This window comes from Rhodopseudomonas sp. P2A-2r (assembly GCF_026015985.1).
GTDB lineage: Bacteria > Pseudomonadota > Alphaproteobacteria > Rhizobiales > Xanthobacteraceae > Tardiphaga.
Map to the genome: position 1 here is coordinate 2,851,250 of NZ_CP110389.1, position 20,078 is coordinate 2,871,327.

The following is a 20,078-nucleotide window of genomic DNA, read 5'->3' on the forward strand; positions in this document are numbered from 1 at the left end:
ATTTCGCTGCCGGATCGGGGACGGCGTTCATCATGGCTTGAATTTGCCGCGTTTTCAGTGAAAGGCATGACCATGATTGCATGGGGCCAGGGCGCAGACAGATCCAGGCGGGGCGGACGCTTGGCGTTTGCCTTGACGCTGGCCTTGCTGGCTGCCGTCCCGCATGCCGCTTATGCCCAGTTTTTCAGCGATCGTCCGCCGCCGGTCCCGCCGGGTCTGGTTCCCGACGTGCCGTCCGGTCCGGCCATCAGCCTGGCGCCGCCATCGGGGCCGGCCGCCGCGCCGAGCCTGCCGGCGCCGCTGACCCAGCCGCCGATGGCGGCAGTCGCCCCGCCGGTGCCGTCGCCGCTGCCGGCGGCGCCCTCGGCGCCGGGGCAGGGCGTGCTGTCGCTGACGGCACGCTACGGCAAAGATCTGCCGGTCATCGCCAACGGGCTGGTGTGGCGGGTCTATTCCGACCGCCCCGACGAAAGCGGCGCGTTCAAGCTGATCCGTGAGGATCGCGGCGCCACGCCCAACATCGTGCTGCCGCCGGGCAGCTACGTGGTTCACGTCGCGCTCGGCCTGGTCAGCGCGGTCAGGCCGGTGACGATCAAGTCGGACACCGATCGCGAGGCCTTCGTGCTGCCCGCCGGCGGATTGCGTATCGAGGGCCGCGTCGGCACCTCGAAGATTCCGCAGAATCAGATCTCCTTCAGCATCTTCAAGGGCAGCCAGTTCGAGGCCGGCGAGCGCGCGCCGCTGCTGCCGAACGTGGCCGCGGGCGACGTGGTCCTGCTGCAGGAGGGCACCTACTACATCGTGTCCAACTATGGCGACGCCAACTCGACCGTGCGCTCCGACATCCGAGTGCAGGCGAGCAAGCTGACCGACGTCGTCATCACCCATCGCGCCGCGGTGATCACCTTGAAACTGGTCAGCGACAAGGGCGGCGAGGCGCTGGCCAACACCGCGTGGTCAGTGATCACGCCGGCCGGCGACGTGATCAAGGAATCCATCGGCGCGTTCCCGCGCGTGGTGCTGTCGGAAGGCGAGTACCGTGCCATCGCCAAGAACGAAGGCAAGGTGTTCGAGCGCCCCTTCAAGGTCGTCAACGGAGTCGACGGCGAGATCGAGGTCGTCGCGCGGTAGCGACAGGCTCGGTCATTCCGGGGTGCCGACCGCGTTAGTCGCACGCCAACCCGGAATCTCGACAAGTTCATCGAAAGATCCTGGGATTTCCCGCCGCCTCAACCGGAGTGGCTGAGGTTCGCTCGGGCTGCGCCGTCGCGCCTCGGAACGACGAATCTTGCCGCCGCACCGTTATTTTTTGGCCACGCGCTTCACCGGCAAAACCCCGCGTACTTCGTCAGCCGCAAGAACCGCCTTCAGCAGGCCGGGAAACCGCTTCTCGATCTCTGCCTTGCGCAAATCGTTCATGTGGGCGGGCCCGTCCGTCCGTGTGCGCACCAGGCCTGCCTCACGCAACACGCGAAAATGATGGGACATGCTGGATTTCGGCCGTCCGCCATCCAGCGTCGAGCAGGTGGCTTCACCGGCATTTGCCAATTGGCGCACCACGCCGAGGCGCACGGGGTCGCTGAGGGCGTAGAGGACCTGGCTGAGGGCCACTTCGTCCAAATCGGGATGATGAATTGCGCGCATCCGCCATTCTTCGCACATCCTTGACTCAGTTTCAATGTTCGATAATACTCGAACTACCGTAGTTGGACCGGTTGGGCTTTGCTCTCGGTCATTTCCTTGGAGCAGCTCCTGCCATCCTTGTTCACCCCGTTCGCGTTGAAGGACGTAACCCTGCGAAACCGAATCGTGGTGTCGCCCATGTGCCAGTATTCGGCCGACGATGGCGTCATCAACGACTGGCATGCGGTGCATCTGGCAGGCCTGGCGCGCGGCGGCGCCGCGCTGGTGATCGCCGAAGCGACCGCCGTTTCTCCGGAGGGACGCATTACCCTCGGCTGCGCCGGAATCTGGACCGATGCACAAGGCGATGCCTGGAGCAGGGCCGTCGCCGGGATCAAGGCGGCGGGGGCCATCGCAGGAATCCAGATCGGCCATGCCGGCCGCAAGGCCAGCGCCAACCGGCCGTGGGAAGGTGACGATCACATCGCTGCCAATGATGCTCGCGGCTGGGAAACCATCGCGCCGTCGGCCGTCGCCTTCGGCGCCAATCTGCCAAAAGTGCCGCGCGCCATGACCATCGCCGATATCGAGCGCGTGAAGGGCGATTTCGTTGCGGCTGCGCAGCGCGCCCGCACCGCCGGCTTCGAATGGCTGGAACTACACTTCGCCCACGGCTACCTCGCCCAGAGTTTTCATTCGACCTGGTCGAACAAGCGCGAAGATGCCTATGGCGGCGATTTCGAGGGGCGCGCCAAATTCCTGCTCGAAACCCTGGCTGCGGTTCGAAAAGTGTGGCGGGAAAACCTGCCGCTGGCGGCGCGTTTCGGTGTCACCGAATTCGATGGCTCTGATGATCTCGAGGCCGGCATCGAGATGGTCCGGCGTTTCAAGGCTGCGGGCCTTGATATCATCGACGTCAGCGTCGGCTTCTCCACGCCGACGGCGAAGATCCCTTGGGGGCCGGCTTTCATGGCGCCTGTTGCGGAACGCATCCGCGGGGAGGTCGGGATTCCCGCGACCACCAGCTGGTTTATCAGCGAACCTGCTCAGGCCAACGCCCTGATCGCCGATGACAAGGTCGATCTGGTTTCGCTCGGCCGCCCGCTGCTCGCAAACCCGCATTGGCCATATCGGGCGGCCATCGAGTTGGGAGTCGAAAAGGCTGCGTGGACGCTTCCGGCGCCTTACGCACACTGGCTGGAGCGCTACCGGACTTAGCGACGGCGCACAATGCCACATGCATTGTTATTCCGGGTTCGTGCGCAGGTTGCGCTGCGCGCCCGGAATGACATGCCGCTTGTCACGTCGCCGTCATAGTCCTGAATCCGCCCTAACCATCGCATGACTTTAAAAGTTCATAATGCGCGATTGGGCGCTGCGACGCCGGAACGTTTACATCCCCTTAAGGAGCCTCACCCGATTACCATGCTTGAGCGCAAGTATTCGGAAAGGGACGTCGTGATCGCGGCCAGAAAACTATCCGGGATATCAGACGCGAAGTTGCTGGGCGACATTCCGGTGCTGCAACGCAAATGGCATGCCGCGGTTCGCCCGGGGCAGAGCTTGCCCGGCTATGAAGAAGTGATGCTGGGCAGCCTCGGGCGCCTCGCCGATCATATCGTGCTGCTGGTTGGCGACGCCGCGTCGCTGCGGGTGTCGCGCAGCGGCCGTTACGTGCAGCAGTGGCTCGGCGACGAGCGCTGGGATATTCCGCTGGATGGCTTGTCGCCGGATTGCGCCACGGCGCTGGCGGAAGCGGCCTCCTGCGCCTTGCAGACCAGGCGGCCGCATGTGTCCTCCGTGCATTGCGTCCGTGACGGGCTGGTGCAGACCTATGAGATCCTTGCGCTGCCGACCTCGTCGCGCTGGGGCGGTACGCTGATCGGCGTCTATGTCAACGAGCACGGGCCGCGCTACAATCTGGTCGACGCGATTTTCTCGGCCACCAATGAGGGCATCGTCACGCTCGCGGCGATCCGCAATTCGGCCAGCGAAGCGTTCGATTTCCAGATCGTGCATCTCAACGATGGCGCGGCACGGCTGCTGAAGGCGCCGTCCACCGGGCTGCAATGGCGCAGGCTGAGCGCCGGCGGTCACGCGCTGTGTCTGCCGAATGTCGTGCGATGGCTGCTGTCGATGATTTCGCGCGGCGAAAGCGACCAGCTCGAGCTCGACAGCGGCGACCGCAACCTGCGGCTCAGCGCCACCGGCTTTGGCGATCTGGTGTCGTTGACGATTTCCGACGTCACCGACATCAAGCGTCGCGAAGAATCGTTCCGGCTGCTGTTCGACGCCAATCCGATGCCGATGTGGGTGTTCGATGCCGAGACGATGAACTTCTGCGGCGTCAACGACGCCGCGGTCGCGCATTACGGCTATGACCGCGCCACCTTCCTTACCATGCAGTTGCGGCAGATCTGGCCGGAGGACGAATGGGACGTGCACACCCGGTCCCTGCAGGAGGTCGGCGATGCCTATCAGTCGGAGCGCATCTGGCGGCATCTCAAGGCCGATGGCAGCGAGATCCAGGTGCTGACCTATGGCCGCCGGGTGTCGTTCGACGGCCGCGACGGCTTTCTGGTCGCGATCGTGGATATCACCGAGCGTCGCAAGGCGGAGGCCCGCGTCGCGCATATGGCGCACCATGACGGCCTCACCGGCCTCGCCAATCGCGTGATGTATCAGGAGCGTTTGAATCAGGCGTTGCTGCAGGTCGGGCAGGGCACCGAGGGTGGCGTCGCGGTGTTGTGCATCGACCTCGACCTGTTCAAGAACGTCAACGACTCCTTCGGCCATCCGATGGGCGACCGGTTGCTGACCATGGTCGCCGCGCGCATGCGCGCCAACGTGCGCAGCACCGATCTGGTGGCGCGGCTCGGCGGCGACGAGTTCGCCATCGTGCTGGCCGGCGAGATCGCGCCCAACGACGCCAACGACTTTGCGCTCCGCCTGATTCATACGCTGAGCGAGCCCTACGACATGGACGGCATCGAGATCGTGATCGGCGCCAGCGTCGGCATCGCATTGTCGCCGGGCGACGGCGACAACAGCGAGGAGCTGATGCGCAACGCCGACATGGCGCTGTACCGCGCCAAGAACGACGGTGGCGGCGTGCATCATTTCTTCGAGCGGGAAATGGATCTGCAGGCGCAGAAACGCCGCGACATGGAGATCGACCTGCGGCGCGCCTTCGCCAACGGCGAATTCGAATTGCACTACCAGCCGCTGGTGGATCTCGCCGCCGACCGCATCACCGGCTTCGAGGCGTTGCTGCGCTGGAAGCATCCCGAGAAGGGCATGATCTCGCCGGCGGATTTCATCCCGGTGGCCGAGGATATCGGGCTGATCGTCACACTGGGCGAATGGGTGTTGCGCAAGGCCTGCGTCGAGGCGGCGAAGTGGCCGGACGATATCAAGATCGCGGTGAACCTTTCGCCGGTCCAGTTCCGCAACCGCAATCTGGTGCAGGTGGTGGTGTCCGCGCTGGCCTATTCCGGCCTGTCGCCGCTGCGGCTGGAGCTGGAGATCACCGAGTCGTTGTTCCTCGCCGAGACCGAGGCCAATCTGGCGATCCTGCACCAGTTGCGCGCGCTCGGCGTGCGCATCTCGATGGACGATTTCGGCACCGGCTATTCCAGCTTGAGCTATCTGCGCAGCTTCCCGTTCGACAAGATCAAGATCGACCGCTCCTTCATCAAGGATCTGGTCGGGCGCCCGGACTGCGTGGCCATCGTGCGCGCGATCTCCGGCCTCGGCCGCAGCCTCAACATCGTCACCACAGCCGAAGGCGTCGAGACCGTCGATCAGCTCGACTGGCTGCGCGCCGAGGGCTGCAACGAGGTGCAGGGTTTTCTGTTCAGTCCCGCGCGGCCAGCGTCGGAGATCGAGCAACTGCTGCTGAAATTCGGCGTCGGCGCGTCGAAGGCGGCGTAGGGCTCTTTCACCCGTCCCCGCCGCGCGAAGCGAAGCTTCGCCAGGCGGGGAGAGGTGAAGGTCAAGCGGGTGTCAGCCTCAAAACCGCGTCACAATCTCCGCCAGCGCGGGGCGCGGGCGATCCTCGCTGGGCTTGGTGGCGGTGCCGATATGGATGAAGCCGGCGAGCTTTTCCTCCGGTTTCAGCCCGAGCCCTTCGAGCGCGTCGCGATCGAAGGCGTACCAGCCGGTCAGCCAGTTGGCGCCGTAGCCGAGCGCAGTGGCGGCGCTGACGATGTTCATGCAGCTGGCGCCGGCCGACAGTTCCTGCTCCCAGGCCGGCACCTTCGGATGCGGCTTGGTCAGGCTCACCACGGCGATTACCAGCGGCGCCTCCAGCAGGCGGCGCTTCTCTGCCTCGATATCGGCCACCGGCGCATCGGGATGGTGGCGCGCGAACACCGCGGCGATCACGTCTCCGGCGCGGGCGCGGGCGTCGCCCTCGAACACGATAAAGCGCCACGGCGTCAGCTTGCCGTGATCCGGCACCCGCGCGCCGATGGTCAGAATGCTGTCGAGTTCGGCCGGCGAGGGGCCGGGGCCGCTCATCTCGCGCGGCTTGACGGAGCGGCGGGTCTTCAGGAATTCGATGGTGTCGGGCATGGCAATGTCTCGCGTTGAAAGGCTCTGGCCGGTCGTTACCACGCGATGCCGTCCGCCACGAGGCAAACCGCGCGCATTTAGACCGATTGTGGCTGCCGGAAAATTTGAGCGCAACGCTGCAATGCAGATCGCCCGCTTGCGGGAGGGGTGGTGGGCCATCGATAAACGGTGAAAGCTCACCCCGGCGGACTGTCCCCGATGCCATGCGAACTTCTGGTTCTGGTCGAGCTGACGCCTGACACCACGGCGCGGTTCGTGGCTGAGGGCTTTGCGCTGCATGTGGCGACGACGCCGGCCGAGCGGGCCGCGAAGATCGCCGATCCCGCCGCGCATATCCGCGCCGTGCTGACCAACGGTACGCTCGGACTTTCCGCCGACGAGATCGCGGCGCTGCCGCAGCTCGAGATCGTCTGTGCGCTTGGCGCCGGCTACGAGAACATCGATGTGGCTGCGGCGCGGGCGCGCGGCATCGTCGTCACCAACGGCGCCGGCACCAATGACGTGACCGTTGCGGACCATGCGATGGCGCTGTTGCTGGCGGTCGCGCGCGGCATTCCACAGGCGGATGCGTGCGTGCGTCAGGGCGACTTCGGGCGTTCCTCCTACCGGCAGCCGATGATCTTCGGCAAGAAACTGGGCATTCTCGGCCTCGGCCAGATCGGCATGCAGATCGCCCGCAGGGCGCATCTCGGCTTTGATATGCCGGTCGGCTACCACACCCGCACGATGCGATCCGACATCTCGTATCTCTATCATCCAACGCCGGAGGCGCTGGCCGAATGGGCCGATTTCCTGGTGGTCGCCACGCCGGGAGGCGGCGCAACGCGGCACCTAGTCGACGCGTCGGTGTTGAAGGCGCTCGGCCCCGGCGGCTACATGGTGAACATCGCGCGCGGCAGTGTCGTCGACACCGCCGCGCTGATCGACGCCCTGAAAGCCGACACGATCGCAGGCGCCGCGCTCGACGTGGTGGAGGGCGAACCCGATGTCCCGGCGGCACTGGTCGCGCTGTCCAACGTGATCTTCACCCCGCATGTGGCCGGCCGTTCCCCCGAAGCGATCGCTGCGACCGCCGCGCTCGCGCTGAAAAATCTCGCGGCGCATTTCTCCGGCAAGCCGGTGCCGACGGCGGTGTAACCGTCGGCCTGGAGATGACGCAGGCTTCAGCGGTCGTTCACCCCGAGGATTCGACCGGCCTCCACGCGGCCCTTGCCGGATCGGTAGCGATTGCGAGGCTCAGGGTTTTCGAGCCGTTGCCGGCGCCACGGCGCGCGCTGCGGCCGGGCTGCAGTTGATCGAGCCGATGACGTTGGGGCCATACTGGACAAAACCGGTCGCAGTGGTTGGCGAATGCGGCGCCGAGATCGGCAGATAGAGATAGCAAACCGTGCCGTCGACGGGATCGCGCAGCCGCTGGATCACGGTGTCCTGCAGCGGCCCGGCGAATTGCCGCTCGAGGATCATCTTCGGCAGGTTGCTCCACTCCGCCGATTGCGGAAACGGTTTTGCGGGCGGAGCTGGCGCGGCTTGCAGCGCAGCGGGCGGCGGCGCCGGCTGTTGCTGCGCGAGCGCCGGTTGCGAAGCCGCCGCGACGATGACGGCCATGGCGAAAGCGCGCGCACTGCAGGAGTGAAAACCAGTCATGCGCGATCCGATATCTCAGAATTCCATGGCCATGCCGGCGCGCCCGATATGCTCGGCGCCGCCACCGTTTGAATAGCTGCCATACACGACCGTGGGCAGCACGAAGTTGAGACGGTGTGACAGGCCGATGCCGACGCCGGCCTCGCCGCGATAGAAACCGGTGTTGACGGCCACGGTGGTCCGCCCGGCTGCCGACGGCATCAGCACGGGCGCGACCGCCACCGCGGCGACGATGCCGCGGCGCGCTTCGATCTGGTTGGTCGCGACCTGCGACTGGATGGCGTCCAGTTGCGACTGGAAGCCCGACACGGTCGACTGCAGCTGCCCGACGTTCACCGCGTCGGTCTGGTTGACGCCGGCGGCGACGTTGGTCAGGCGGCGCTCGTTGCCGGCCGATCCGAACGACACCGTGTTGGCGACGGTGTTGGTCGAGCCCGAGCCGATCGATACGGAGTTCGCGGCGGTGGCGCTGCTGTTGGGACCGAGCGCGGTGGCCAGCGAGCCGGTGGCCATGGCGCCATCGCCGAACGCCGCGCCGCCATTGGCGGCCGAAGCGGCGGCACCGACCGCGACCGATCCGGTGGCGGATGCGCCGGTGCCGATGGCAATGGCGTTGACGCCCGTCGCCGACGCATTCAGCCCCATGGCGATGGCGCCGCTCTGTGTCGCCTGCGCATTGCTGCCGAAGGCCAGCGAGTCCGAGCCGCTGGCATTTGCGCCCGAACCGATCGCTGCGGCATTGGTGCCGGTGGCGGAGGCGGCTGCGCCGGAGCTGTTGACGCGAATGTAGTTCGACCCGGTGCCGCCGCTGCCGAGCCCGGCGACCACGCTGGTCAGGCTGGCGATGTCGGCCGTGTTGGCCGCGACCTGCTGGTTGGTGGCATAGAGCTGGCTGCCGGTGACGGCATCGCTGCTGGTCGACGTGACCGCGCCGTTCGCGACCCCGGTGACCGTGCGGTTGCCGGACGTGCCGGAGACATCGACGACGGTGCCGTCGGTGGCGGCGCCCATGGTAATGACGCGCGTCGTCGCATTCTGCTGCACCAGTCCGATCGCGCCGCCGCTGATCTGGCTCTGCAGGCTGTTCAGGCTGGCGGCAGTGGCGGTCATCCACGTGTCCACCGCACCGAAGGCGCCGCCGACATTGTCGTAGGCCGTGCCCTGGATGGTGTAGCTCGGCGCATTGAGCTGGCCGTTACCATCGAGGGTCGAGCCGAAAGCGGCGGCGACGCGCTCGTTGGCCGTCAGCAGTTGCCCGCCGTTGACGGCGTCGGTGGAACCCGACGCGAGGGTGCCGGCGGCGACGTTGACGATCCGGCGCTCACCGCCCAACGAACCGACCGACACGGTGTTGGCGACGTTGGCCACCGAGCCCATGCCGAGCGCCACGGCATTGGCCGCCGTCGCGCTCGCGCTCGCCCCGAGCGCAACTGCGCTGTTGGCCTGGGCACTGGCGCTGATGCCCACTGCGGTGGCGTTGGTGATGCTGCTCGCGCTGCTGCCTGCCAGCGCGCGCTGGCCGATGGCGGTGTTGCCGGCGTTGGCGAATCCGTTGGCGTCGGTGCCGCCGGCGGCGGCGCGGTTGCCGATGGCGATGCTGCCGATGCCCGACGAATAGGCGGCCTGCGTCACGTTGGTTCCCGCGCCGATCGCGATCGACTCCTGTCCGGTGGCCGTGCTGAAAACGCCGATGGCCGTGCTGCGGATTCCCGAGGCCACCGCGCCGCTCGCCAGCGCCGTCGCTTGAGCTGCGGTGGCCTTGGCCGATGTGCCGAAAGCGCTGGCGCCGAGGCTGGACGAAATAGTGTTGGCGCCATAGGCTACGCTCGAAGCCGCGGAGGCGAGTGCGTGATAGCCCGTCGCGATGGCGAGCGTTCCGGTCGCCCCGTACAACTGGATGCCGCCGGTGTCGGTGCCTGAATCGGTGTTGATCGCGATGCTGTAGTCGCCCTGCGCGAGGCTGTTGAAGCCGAACGCCGCGCTCTGCAGTCCGGTCGCCAACGTCGATCCGCCGACGGCCGTGCTGAAGCTGTTGGTCGCGTGGGCGACGTAACCGACCGCCACGCTATTCATGCCGATTCCGGACGCGATGGCGTCCACGCCGCAGACGGTGTTCTGGAAGGCGCCGGCATCCGAAGTTCCCGACGCCGGGCCGACTGTTCCGTCGCACGTGAACGCAAGTGCCGGAGCCGGTAGCAGGCACATTGCAGTTCCCGCGGCGAGCGCGATGGCCGCCGCGAAAAGTCGCACCGGGCTTGACGGACGGCCGGTACATGCCGTTCCTTCACGTCGGCGGATTTTCGTGCGCCTCGTCAATAGTAGTACCCCTCTTTGGGGTGAACCTGAGACACTCGCAGTGCGCCGGCAACTGCAGAAATTTGGTTGTATCTCGCCAGGCATCGAACTATGCGATCTCGGCAACACAGGAAGGTGCACCGTGGAAGCGTCGGTGGCGAGAAATCTCGAGGCGAAGATCGCGGCGCTGCGCGCGCATCCTGCATTCCCGCAGGCCGCCCGCAACATGGCGATCGGGCTCACCGGCTTCTATCGCGGCGGCCCGCTGCTGAACTGGCTGATGGACGATCGCGCACGCGTCGTCCTCAGCCATGTCGTGTTGCACTGTCATTTCGCACGCGATCCCGCCGACCCCGCGTCCGGCCTGACGCCGACCCGGATCAAGCAGCTGTGCCGCGAGTTCGATCTGTGCAGCCCGGGGCGGGCCACCGCGATGGTGTCGCTGATGCGCTTCGCCGGCTATCTGGCTGTTGATCCGGACGCGACCGACGGTCGCCGCAGGCCGCTGGTGGCGACACCGAAGCTGCTGGAACTGCTGCGCCCGCGCTGGCGCTCGCATTTCATCAGCGGCATTCCGGTGTTTCCCGACGGCGCCGATCTCGCGGCCCGCCTCGACGATCCCGTCTTCGTGCGGGCCTTCGTCGCCGCGATGTTCAGCCGCTATGAGGAGGGCTTCCGGCTGATCATGTATACGCCCGGGCTCGGCCTGTTCGGCGACCGCAGCGCCGGCATGATGATCGCCTCGACCCTGCTGGCGGCGGGCGCAGAGGACGACACCGTGCCGCCGTCGCGGCCGTTTGCGATCTCGATCTCCGCGCTGTCGCGGCGCTTCAACGTGTCGCGCATTCATGTCGCCAAGATGCTGCGCGATGCCGCCAACGAGGGGCTGTTGACGCGCGCCGGCGACAAGGGCGAGGAGATCACGCTGGCGCCGGCCCTCGCGGACGCACTCAGCGTGTTCTACGCCAACGCCTTCATCTACTTCTTCGACAGCGCGCGCGAGGCGGCGACGAAGCTCGATGTGCAGGATCGCGAGGCCAGCGAGCGCAACCGGCGTTCCGCCTGACGCCGCGGGGCTAGAACTCGCCGGCAAGGCCGACGCGCGCACCGTGATTGCTGCCGCCGCCAAACGCATAGCCCGCGGTCAGGGCCACCGGCACATTGGTATCGAGCCGGTGCGCGAGGCCGCCGCCGAATGCGAATTCGCCGCGGAACGCGGCGGTGTTCATCGCCCAACTGGTGCGACCGGTGGCCGACGGCATCGCCGCCGGCGTCATCGCCATCGCCGAGGCGATGCCCTGACGGGCCTCGCGCTGATTGGCGGTGATCTGGGTCTGCAGTCCCGACACCTGCGCGGAGAACCCGGCAGCGACGCTGTCGAGCTGTCCGACATTGACGGCGTCGGTCTGGTTGATGCCGGCGGCGACGTTGGTCAGGCGGCGCTCGTTGCTTGATGATCCGAACGACACAGTATTGGCGACGGTGTTGGTGGAGCCGGAGCCGATAGCCACCGCATTGGTGGCGGTCGCTGACGCGTTGGGGCCGAGCGCGGTGCTGTTGGTCGCGGTGGCCGTGGCGCCGTCGCCGAACGCCGCGCCGCCATTGGCCGCCGAGGCGCCTGCGCCGACCGCGACCGAGCCGGTGGCGGACGCGCCGGTGCCGATCGCAATCGCATTGACGCCGGTCGAGGACGCATTCGACCCCATGGCGATGGCGCCGGATTGCGTCGCCTGCGCATTGCTGCCGAATGCCAGCGCATCGGCGCCGCTGGCCTTGCTGCCCGTGCCGATCGCTGCAGCGTTGCTGCCGGTCGCGGAGGCGGCTGCGCCGGAGCTGTTGACACGAACATAATTCGCGCCGCCCCCGGTGATGCCGGCGACCACGCTGGTCAGGCTGGCGATGTCGGCCGTATTCGCGGTTACCTGCTGGTTGGTGGCATAGAGCTGGCTGCCGTTGACGGCATCGCTGCTGGTCGACGTCACGGCGCCGTTTGCGACGCCGGTCACCGTGCGGTTGCCTGACGTGCCGGACATATCGATCGTGGTGCCGTCGGTGGAACTGCCGATGCTGATCACCCGCGTCGTCGTATTCTGCTGCACCAGCCCGATGGATCCGCGGTTGATCTGCGTCTGCAATCCGCTGAACGCGGCATCGATGGCGCCGAAGGCGCTGCCGACATTGTCGTAAGCCGTGCCGAGAATGGTGTAGCTCGGCGCGTTGAGCTGGCCGTTGCCGTCGAGCGTGGTGCCGAACGCGGCGGCGACGCGCTGGTTGGCCGTCAGGAGCTGCGCGCCGTTGACGGCGTCGGTAGAGGCCGAAGTGAGCGTGCCGGCGGCGACGTTGACGATGCGGCGTTCGCTGCCCGCTGAACCGACCGAAATGGTGTTGGCGACGTTGGCGATCGAGCCGTAGCCAAGCGCCACCGCGTTGGCGGCGCTTGCTGCCGCACTGAGGCCCAGCGCCACCGCATTCGTGCCGGCCGCGCCGATTTGCGCGCTGTTGCCGATGGCGATGGCGCTGGTCGCCGTCGCGTTGACGGACGCCGAGTTTCCGAACGCCATGCTGCCGCTGCCGCCGGCCGACGCGCTTTGGCCGAGCGCGATGCTGAAGTTGCCGGCTGCATTTGCGGAATTGCCGAACGCCATACTTGAGCTGCCGTCGACCGAACTGCCCACGCCAATTGCGACGCTGGCGGATCCGGTCGTCGTGCTGCCGCTGCCGAGCGCGATGCTTTGATTTCCAAGCGCGTGCGCCGAAGCGCCGGCAGCCAGACTGTTCACGCCGCTCGCGGAGCTCTGATATCCTATCGCAGCGCCGTTCTCGCCGCTGGCGCCGGCACCATAGCCGACCGCCACGCCGTACTGGCCGGATGCCGAGGCGAGACCGCCAAAGGCTGCAGCTCCCGGGCCGGCAGCAACGCTTCCGGCCCCGAAAGCCGAACTGCCGGTCCCGCTGGCATTGGCCGAAGTGCCGCAGGCCGTCGCACCGGAAGCCGCCGTCGCGCCGCCGTTTCCTGACGCGCCTTCGCAAACGATTTGCGCGCGGGCCGGCTGCGGATCAGCCGTCAATGCGAAAATACCCGCCACAGCCAGCGCGATCATGCTCGCGCACGAGCGTCGTCGCCCGTTCGCGCACTTGGCGACGACGACGTTGCGCGTATGCGGATCGCTTCCCATGAGCCCCCACCACTGCAGCCAAACCACGCACATGGCTGCGGGCATATGGCCGGCACGTCGCGAAGGGACTCAACTGCAGAAATTTGGTCGGATCGGTAATAATGCGCCGCTGTGGCCGGATCGCAGCAGCCGTTCCCGGCAGGTCCAGGCATGACCGCAATTGCCGGCCGCGACGTCTGCCGGCGCGGCTGCCTCTCGCGCCGGTTGCGGCCTTGCGTGCGCTCAGGCCTTTGGCGCCTTCTCCGGCATCTTGCCGGCGCGGTCGAGCAGGTCCTTCGCGAGATCCTCGAGGATCTCCCGCGTCGCCAGGAACAAGCTGTGGCCCTGGTCGGTCTCGAACGCCAGCGCCACCACATGGGGGCGGTTGGGATCGGGGATCAACTGATAGGCGAGGATCGGGTAGGCCGGGATTTCCTGTTCGTCGGTGGCGTCGGTCATCGAATTGTTTCCGTCAGTTGAAGCGATGAGAGATGAGAAGCGTGTCCCGGCTCTGCAGCGCAGCGCGCCGCTCTTGCGGCGTGGTGCGCTGCAGAGCCGGGACCGCCACAAACTCCGTGCTTGGTACGGTCCCGGGTCTGCGGAGCAGCGCGAAGTGCGCCGCACCGCGCCCGGGACACGAGAGGTCTTACGCTGCCCCGTTCGCCCGCTTGACGTCTGGCGGCGTCGCTTCGTCGATCAGCGCGGCCAATGCCTCGACCAGCGGCAGCACGGTCTGGCCGTCGCTGCCGAAGCGGCGGATCGAGACCGACTGGCTCTCGGCTTCCTTCTTGCCGACCACCAGCATCACCGGGATCTTCATCAGCGAGTGTTCGCGGACCTTGTAGTTGATCTTCTCGTTGCGCAGGTCGATCTCGACGCGCAATCCGGCGCGCCGCGCCGCGGCGGCGACGATCTTGGCATAGTCATCGCCTTCCGAGGTGATGGTGGTGACGACCACCTGGGTCGGCGCCAGCCACAGCGGGAAGTTGCCCGCAAAATTCTCGATCAGGATGCCGATGAAGCGCTCCATCGATCCGCAGATCGCGCGATGCACCATCACCGGCGCCTTCTTGGCGCCGTCGGCGTCGATATAGAACGCGCCAAAGCGTTCCGGCAGGTTGAAGTCGACCTGGGTGGTGCCGCACTGCCAGTCACGACCGATGGCATCGCGCAGCACATATTCGAACTTCGGCCCGTAGAACGCGCCTTCGCCCGGCGAGATCTCGGTCTTGATGCGGTTGTTGCCCTCGGCGGCGATCTGCGACAGCACCGTGGCCATCACCCGTTCGGCGTGGTCCCACATCTCGTCGGTGCCGACGCGTTTCTCCGGCCGCGTCGACAGCTTCACGGTGAGGTCGCCGTCGAAGCCGAAGTCGGCATAGGTCGAGAGAATGAGCTCGTTGATCTTCAGGCACTCGTCGGCGAGCTGCTGCTCGGTGCAGAACACGTGCGCGTCGTCCTGGGTAAAGCCGCGCACCCGCATCAGGCCGTGCATGGCGCCGGACGGCTCATAGCGATGCACGATGCCGAATTCGGCGATGCGCAGCGGCAGGTCGCGGTAGCTCTTCAGGCCGTGTTTGAAGATCTGCACGTGGCCCGGGCAGTTCATCGGCTTCAGCGCGAACCAGCGCTTGTCCTCGGCCTCGTCGCCGGCGGATTGCGCTGCGAACATATTCTCACGATACCACTCCCAGTGGCCGGAGGTCTCCCACAGCGACTTGTCGAGGATCTGCGGCGCGTTGACCTCCTGGTAGTCGCTGCCGAGGCGGCGGCGCATATAGGCGATCAGGGCCTGGAAGATGGTCCAGCCCTTGGCGTGCCAGAACACCACGCCCGGACCTTCCTCCTGGAAGTGGAACAGGTCGAGCTCGCGGCCGAGCTTGCGGTGGTCGCGCTTCTCCGCCTCTTCAATCTGATGAAGATAAGCGTCGAGGTCTTCCTGCTTGGCGAAGGCGGTGCCGTAGATGCGCGTCAGCATCGGGTTGCTGCTGTCGCCGCGCCAGTAGGCGCCGGCCACCTTCATCAGCTTGAAGGCGGTGCCGACCTTGCCGACGCTGGTCATGTGCGGGCCGCGGCACAGGTCGAACCAGTCGCCCTGCCTGTAGACCTTGATGGTCTGGTCGGCGGGGATGGCGTCCACCAGCTCGACCTTGAACATCTCGCCATTGTCCGCGAACACCTGCTTGATGGCGTCGCGGGTCCAGATTTCCTTGGTGAACGGTTTGTCGCGCTGGATGATCTCGCGCATCTTCCTCTCGATCACGGCGAAGTCGTCCGGCGTGAACGGCGCGTTGCGGAAGAAGTCGTAGTAGAAGCCGTTCTCGATCACCGGGCCGATGGTCACCTGGGTGCCCGGCCACAGCGCCTGCACGGCCTCCGCTAGCACATGGGCGGCGTCGTGCCGGATCAGCTCCAGCGCGCGCGGGTCGTCGCGGTTGACGAAGTCGATGGCGACGTTCTGTTCGATGGGGTCGGCGAGGTCGGTGACCGTGCCGTCCAGCGCCATCGCCACGGTGCGCTTGGCCAGAGAGGGCGAGATGCCCTTGGCGATATCGAACCCGGTGGTGCCGCGCGGATATTCGCGGGTCTTGCCGTCGGGAAAGGTGACCGTGATGACGTCGGGGGCGGCGGCGGCGGCGTCAGGTTGGCGAGGCCAAACTGGAATCCGGATGCAGGCTTGTTGCTGTCGGGCATGGTCGTCTCCTGTGGCTCACTCCTGCACACGGGCGCAGGTAAGCGGGAGACGCTGTATATCAGCCGAGTGTGGCGTTGCAACTGTAGCGTTGCGCCGCTGTGCAATTTACGGACGATTTTGTCTTGCCTGGCGGTGGAAGGCTAGTCGCTGAGCAGCGTCAGCACGGCCTTGAAGTGGACGCCGGGCGCCTGCAGGGCGCTGCCTTCGAAGTCGACCATGTTGCCGTTCTCCCGGCCGTTGAGAGTCAACGTAACGCTGTCGAGGGCGAACAGGGCCTTGAAGTCGGGGTCGGGACTGTAGCGCTGCGTCGACACCTTCGCAGTGATCATGCCGTCCGTGTTCTGGTAGTTGCCGATGAAGGCGAAGGCCGAGTTTCCGCCGCGCAGCTTGCCGCCGATGACATGAATCACTCCGTTACCCGCGCCGTGGACGGTATGGAAGTCAACCTTGTAGAGGCCCTCGCGCAACTTGGCTTCCTCGATCGGTGATGGGATTAATACTTTAGGACTATGCTCGCTAAGTAACAATGGCCGATGGATGAATTCTGCTATTTCAAGCCATTATATTTTATCAAAGTGGATCGGCGAATATGAACAGACGAACCAGAGCTGCCGGCGCTTGTCTGGCCGCGCTGACCGTCGCCGCTGCACTGTCGGGCTGCGCCTCGTTGCCGCAGTCCTGCGTGGCGCCCGCGCGGATGATGGCGACGGCGGACATGATGTTCGGTCGCGACATCGAGAACGGCCGGGCGGTCAGCGACCGGGCCTTCGCGGACTTCCTCGCCGCGGAAGTAACGCCGCGGTTTCCCGATGGATTGACGGTGATCGACGCGCGCGGACAGTGGCGCGACGGGGCCGGAGCCTTGCTGCGCGAACCCAGCAAGCTGTTGCTGCTGGTATTTGACGACGATGCGCGGAAGCGCGCCGATCTTGTCGCCATCGCCGACGCCTACAAGCGCAAGTTTCGCCAGCAATCGGTACTTACTTCCGTTCGCGCCGGCTGCGTGAGCTTCTAGCCGCCGCGATCGTTGCCGCTGCGATCATTGACGCCGCGCCAGCGCGCGAAGCGCCACGGCGTGTACCAGCGAGCATCCGGCGGCGCCGTCGCCGGGACGTTGTCGATCCCCGACGTGCCCCAAGGCTGGCAGCGCAGCAGCCGCGCCAGCGTCATCCAGCCGCCGGCCCACAACCCGAATCGCTCGATCGCCTCGTCGCCATAGACCGAACAGGTCGGCAGGTGCCGGCAGTTGTAGCCGACCATGGGCGACAGCGTGTGACGGTAGATCCAGATCGCGCCGCGCCCCGCATTGCGCGGTGCGCGCCGAATCGCACGGGCGCAGTCGGGGCAGGGCGTTGAATATTTCATGAGCGATCTGCTCTTTCCGTATCGCGGATCTGCATGGTTCCGAAGCACGGAACTGCAACAGGCATGCAATTCCGTCACAGTCGCCGGTTTATCGCACGCCTCGGTATGCGGTGCAGCAATTGTTAGTGGACGCTTAACATCCGCGCGGTCTACTTTTTTGCGACGCTGATGCGACAGATTCATGAGCGTTGTTTGGGGCCAGTACCAATGCTCAGTCGAGCGCAGGGAAGGAACCGATTTGAGACGCCTGACGTCACTTCGATCCGCCGGTTCGGCGTTGATGCGCGCCGCGGCCTTCTGTTGCTTCCTCGCAGTCCTGGCCAGCGTGCCCGAGCGGGCGGCCCATGCCGGCGCGACCCTGGAAGAACGCAAGCTGCCGATGCGCTTCACCTGGGTCGCATGTCAGCCCGATTGCCGCGGCTGGATCGGCGCCGTCGGCATCGTGACGTCCGACACCCCTAAGGATTTCGACGCCTTCGCCCGGGGCCGCGATATCAACGGCGCCACCGTGGTGCTGGATTCCAGCGGCGGCTCCGTCAACGACGCCATCACCATGGGCCGGCGCTGGCGCAAGCTGGGGCTGCTGACCACCGTGGGCACCACCATCGAGATCCAGACGCCCTCGGGGCTGCAGCCCGGCGTCGCGCCGCAGGCCTGGTGCGAATCCATGTGCGTGTTCCTGCTGCTGTCCGGCAAGACGCGCTACGTGCCCGACGAGGCCCATGTCCGCGTGCACCAGATCTGGATGGGCGACCGCGCCGACGATCCGAAAGCGGCGAGCTACACCGCGCAGGATCTGATGATCGTCGAGCGCGACATCGGCCGGCTCGCCAAATACACCTTCGAGATGGGCGCCACCGGCGACCTCCTGTCGCTGTCGCTGAACGTGCCGCCATGGGAAGACCTGCACGAATTGTCCGGCGACGAATTGCGGCTGACCAATCTGGTCACCACCGCGGCGGTCGCCGACGTGCTGCCGCAGAGCCTCGCCGCGGACGCCGCCGTGGCCGCATTGCCGAAACCGTTGCAGGACCGCTTCGTCAACCATGGCGCGGAAGAGGCGACGCTGGCCCTGCCGGTCAAGTCGACGCAAACCGCCGAAGCCAGCGTACCCACCGGCGGCGTCGCGGCACCGGCGCAGAAGTAGCTCACGCTCGTGTCCCGGACGCAGTGTAATGCGCCTCCGCAGGAGGCTTAGTGCACTGCAGATCCGGGATCCCGCTTACTCGCAGATGAAGCCTCCGGGACCCCGGATCTGCGGCGTACCACGCCGCTCAAAAGCGGCGCAGTGCACCGCGTCCGGGGAACGATTTTCGTGCGGTATCCGACTCTACGCTGGCGTCTTGGCCTTGGCCTCGATCTGTCCGATGGCGTCGACCACGGCGTCGAAGGTCAGCAGCGTCGAGGCGTGGCGCGCCTTGTAGTCGCGCACCGGCTCGAGAAGGGCGATGTCGGCCCATTTGCCCGACGGCGGCGCGCCGTTTTCCTTGAGCATCTTTCGCACGCTCTCGCGCAGCGCGCGCAATTCCTCGGCGGTCGAGCCGACCACATGGCTGGCCATGATCGAGGACGAGGCCTGGCCCAGCGCGCAGGCCTTCACGTCATGGGCGAAATCGGTGACCACCGGCCCGTCCATGGTCAGGTCGACCTTGACGGTGGAGCCGCACAGCTTGGAATGGGCGGTGGCTGAGGCGTCGGGTGCGGCCAGCCGGCCGAGCCGCGGAATGTTGCCGGCCAGCTCGATGATGCGCTTGTTGTAGATGTCGTTCAGCATGGGATCAGAGGCCTTCCCTTGAAACCGCCGGCGCCGGTCTCCGTACCTTGGCGTCGGGGAAACACAACCCTATATAGGGAGGCACCCTGCGCATGAGAATGCCGGATGTCCTCCAGATCGCCTGAATTTGGAATTCAATTCGCTGGAGGCGATGTTATTGTTGGGTTTTCAGGCGTCCGGTGGCATCCGCCGCCCCCGTCTGCCCGGTGACACTCCGGCCTCCAAGGGGCCGGTCGAACGGAGTTGAGATGGACGCAATCATCAAGCCGCTGCGCGGCAAGACGCCTGACGGCAAGCCGCAGGAGTTCCGCCCGACGGAGCTCGATCCCGCCGAATTTCTCGCCGCCGCCGTCGATCCCGCCCAGCCGCGGCCGTCGCGCAGCGAGGCCGAACAGGCGGTGCAGACGCTGCTCGCCTATATCGGCGAGAATCCGCAGCGCGAGGGCCTGCTCGACACGCCGCGCCGGGTGGTCGAGGCCTATGACGAGCTGTTCCAAGGCTATTACCAGTGTCCGGCCGAAGTGCTCAACCGCACCTTTGGCGAGACCGCCGGCTACGACGATTTCGTCCTGATTCGCGACATGGGCTTCGTCTCGCATTGCGAGCACCACATGATGCCGTTCTACGGCAAGGCGCATATCGCCTATACGCCGGTGGAGCGCGTGGTCGGCCTGTCGAAGCTGGCGCGGCTGGTGGACATCTTCGGCCATCGCCTGCAGACCCAGGAACATCTGACGGCGCAGCTGGCCGCCGCGGTCGACGAGGTGCTGAAGCCGCGCGGCGTCGCTGTCATGGTCGAGGCCGAGCATACCTGCATGTCGGCGCGCGGCATCCGCAAGGAGGGCTCGCGCACCTTCACCACGCGCTTCACCGGCAATTTCCGCGACAATCCCGCCGAACAGGCGCGCTTCATGGCGATGATCAACATGCCCGGGCGCTAGGCCTGTCACCG

The 20,078-nt window shown here is 66.3% G+C and carries 17 protein-coding genes and 1 pseudogene; 8 read left to right on the plus strand and 10 right to left on the minus strand.

Translation table 11 applies throughout. From position 1 onward, the window contains the following. The first annotated feature begins 72 nt into the window (after positions 1 to 72). Positions 73 to 1,131 carry a hypothetical protein gene (locus ONR75_RS13480; protein WP_265083649.1) on the plus strand — a complete coding sequence of 353 codons (1,059 nt, stop codon included), beginning with the start codon at positions 73 to 75 and terminating at the stop codon, positions 1,129 to 1,131. A 171-nt stretch (positions 1,132 to 1,302) separates the two neighbouring features. Here ONR75_RS13480 and ONR75_RS13485 read toward each other — a convergent pair whose 3' ends face one another. Beyond that, positions 1,303 to 1,644: an ArsR/SmtB family transcription factor gene (locus ONR75_RS13485; protein WP_265083040.1), complete on the minus strand. Its 342-nt coding sequence runs from the start codon at positions 1,642 to 1,644 to the stop codon at positions 1,303 to 1,305. A gap of 108 nt (positions 1,645 to 1,752) precedes the next feature. On the opposite strand from ONR75_RS13485, the gene ONR75_RS13490 reads away from it, so the two are divergent. Together ONR75_RS13490 and ONR75_RS13495 are read left to right on the plus strand one after the other, a co-directional pair. Beyond that, positions 1,753 to 2,841: an NADH:flavin oxidoreductase/NADH oxidase gene (locus ONR75_RS13490; RefSeq protein WP_265083650.1), complete on the plus strand. Its 1,089-nt coding sequence runs from the start codon at positions 1,753 to 1,755 to the stop codon at positions 2,839 to 2,841. A gap of 240 nt (positions 2,842 to 3,081) precedes the next feature. Beyond that, entirely contained in the window at positions 3,082 to 5,556 is a 2,475-nt protein-coding gene (locus tag ONR75_RS13495; protein WP_265083041.1) for a putative bifunctional diguanylate cyclase/phosphodiesterase, read from the plus strand. A 78-nt stretch (positions 5,557 to 5,634) separates the two neighbouring features. Here ONR75_RS13495 and ONR75_RS13500 read toward each other — a convergent pair whose 3' ends face one another. Next, positions 5,635 to 6,198, minus strand: a complete 564-nt coding sequence (locus ONR75_RS13500; RefSeq protein WP_265083042.1) for a nitroreductase — start codon at positions 6,196 to 6,198, stop codon at positions 5,635 to 5,637. Positions 6,199 to 6,396: 198 nt separating this feature from the next. Between ONR75_RS13500 and ONR75_RS13505 the strand changes: the two genes are divergently transcribed. Next, positions 6,397 to 7,335 (plus strand): 2-hydroxyacid dehydrogenase, encoded by a 939-nt coding sequence (locus ONR75_RS13505; protein ID WP_265083043.1) that lies wholly within the window; start codon positions 6,397 to 6,399, stop codon positions 7,333 to 7,335. A gap of 99 nt (positions 7,336 to 7,434) precedes the next feature. Here ONR75_RS13505 and ONR75_RS13510 read toward each other — a convergent pair whose 3' ends face one another. Together ONR75_RS13510 and ONR75_RS13515 are read right to left on the minus strand one after the other, a co-directional pair. Then, positions 7,435 to 7,842 carry a hypothetical protein gene (locus ONR75_RS13510; RefSeq protein WP_265083044.1) on the minus strand — a complete coding sequence of 136 codons (408 nt, stop codon included), beginning with the start codon at positions 7,840 to 7,842 and terminating at the stop codon, positions 7,435 to 7,437. Positions 7,843 to 7,857: 15 nt separating this feature from the next. Next, positions 7,858 to 9,915 (minus strand): YadA family autotransporter adhesin, encoded by a 2,058-nt coding sequence (locus ONR75_RS13515; RefSeq protein WP_265083045.1) that lies wholly within the window; start codon positions 9,913 to 9,915, stop codon positions 7,858 to 7,860. Positions 9,916 to 10,291: 376 nt separating this feature from the next. Between ONR75_RS13515 and ONR75_RS13520 the strand changes: the two genes are divergently transcribed. Then, positions 10,292 to 11,203 (plus strand): hypothetical protein, encoded by a 912-nt coding sequence (locus ONR75_RS13520; RefSeq protein WP_265083046.1) that lies wholly within the window; start codon positions 10,292 to 10,294, stop codon positions 11,201 to 11,203. Between the two features lie 10 nt (positions 11,204 to 11,213). On the opposite strand, the gene ONR75_RS13525 is transcribed toward ONR75_RS13520, so the two are convergent. The 4 genes and pseudogenes from ONR75_RS13525 to ONR75_RS13540 form a co-directional block, all read right to left on the minus strand. Continuing rightward, positions 11,214 to 13,238, minus strand: coding sequence for a YadA family autotransporter adhesin (locus ONR75_RS13525; protein ID WP_265083047.1), 2,025 nt, complete (start codon positions 13,236 to 13,238; stop codon positions 11,214 to 11,216). A gap of 297 nt (positions 13,239 to 13,535) precedes the next feature. Continuing rightward, complete coding sequence (locus tag ONR75_RS13530) at positions 13,536 to 13,751, minus strand: hypothetical protein (protein ID WP_265083048.1); 216 nt, start codon at positions 13,749 to 13,751, stop codon at positions 13,536 to 13,538. 187 nt (positions 13,752 to 13,938) lie between these two features. Beyond that, positions 13,939 to 15,986, minus strand: a pseudogene (gene thrS / locus ONR75_RS13535) (threonine--tRNA ligase). A 141-nt stretch (positions 15,987 to 16,127) separates the two neighbouring features. Then, positions 16,128 to 16,454: a GrlR family regulatory protein gene (locus ONR75_RS13540; protein WP_265083049.1), complete on the minus strand. Its 327-nt coding sequence runs from the start codon at positions 16,452 to 16,454 to the stop codon at positions 16,128 to 16,130. A 122-nt stretch (positions 16,455 to 16,576) separates the two neighbouring features. Between ONR75_RS13540 and ONR75_RS13545 the strand changes: the two genes are divergently transcribed. Next, positions 16,577 to 17,002, plus strand: coding sequence for a DUF3574 domain-containing protein (locus ONR75_RS13545; protein WP_265083050.1), 426 nt, complete (start codon positions 16,577 to 16,579; stop codon positions 17,000 to 17,002). On the opposite strand, the gene yidD is transcribed toward ONR75_RS13545, so the two are convergent. Beyond that, positions 16,999 to 17,352 carry a membrane protein insertion efficiency factor YidD gene (yidD, locus tag ONR75_RS13550; RefSeq protein ID WP_265083051.1) on the minus strand — a complete coding sequence of 118 codons (354 nt, stop codon included), beginning with the start codon at positions 17,350 to 17,352 and terminating at the stop codon, positions 16,999 to 17,001. The genes ONR75_RS13545 and yidD overlap by 4 nt on opposite strands. Positions 17,353 to 17,632: 280 nt before the next feature. Between yidD and ONR75_RS13555 the strand changes: the two genes are divergently transcribed. Next, the gene (locus ONR75_RS13555; protein WP_265083651.1) at positions 17,633 to 18,499 is read left to right on the plus strand and encodes a hypothetical protein; all 867 of its coding nucleotides are present in this window, start codon (positions 17,633 to 17,635) and stop codon (positions 18,497 to 18,499) included. A 183-nt stretch (positions 18,500 to 18,682) separates the two neighbouring features. Here ONR75_RS13555 and ONR75_RS13560 read toward each other — a convergent pair whose 3' ends face one another. Beyond that, positions 18,683 to 19,126, minus strand: a complete 444-nt coding sequence (locus ONR75_RS13560) for an iron-sulfur cluster assembly scaffold protein (protein WP_265083052.1) — start codon at positions 19,124 to 19,126, stop codon at positions 18,683 to 18,685. A 248-nt stretch (positions 19,127 to 19,374) separates the two neighbouring features. On the opposite strand from ONR75_RS13560, the gene folE reads away from it, so the two are divergent. Continuing rightward, positions 19,375 to 20,067, plus strand: coding sequence for a GTP cyclohydrolase I FolE (folE, locus tag ONR75_RS13565; RefSeq protein ID WP_265083053.1), 693 nt, complete (start codon positions 19,375 to 19,377; stop codon positions 20,065 to 20,067). Positions 20,068 to 20,078 lie beyond the last annotated feature (11 nt).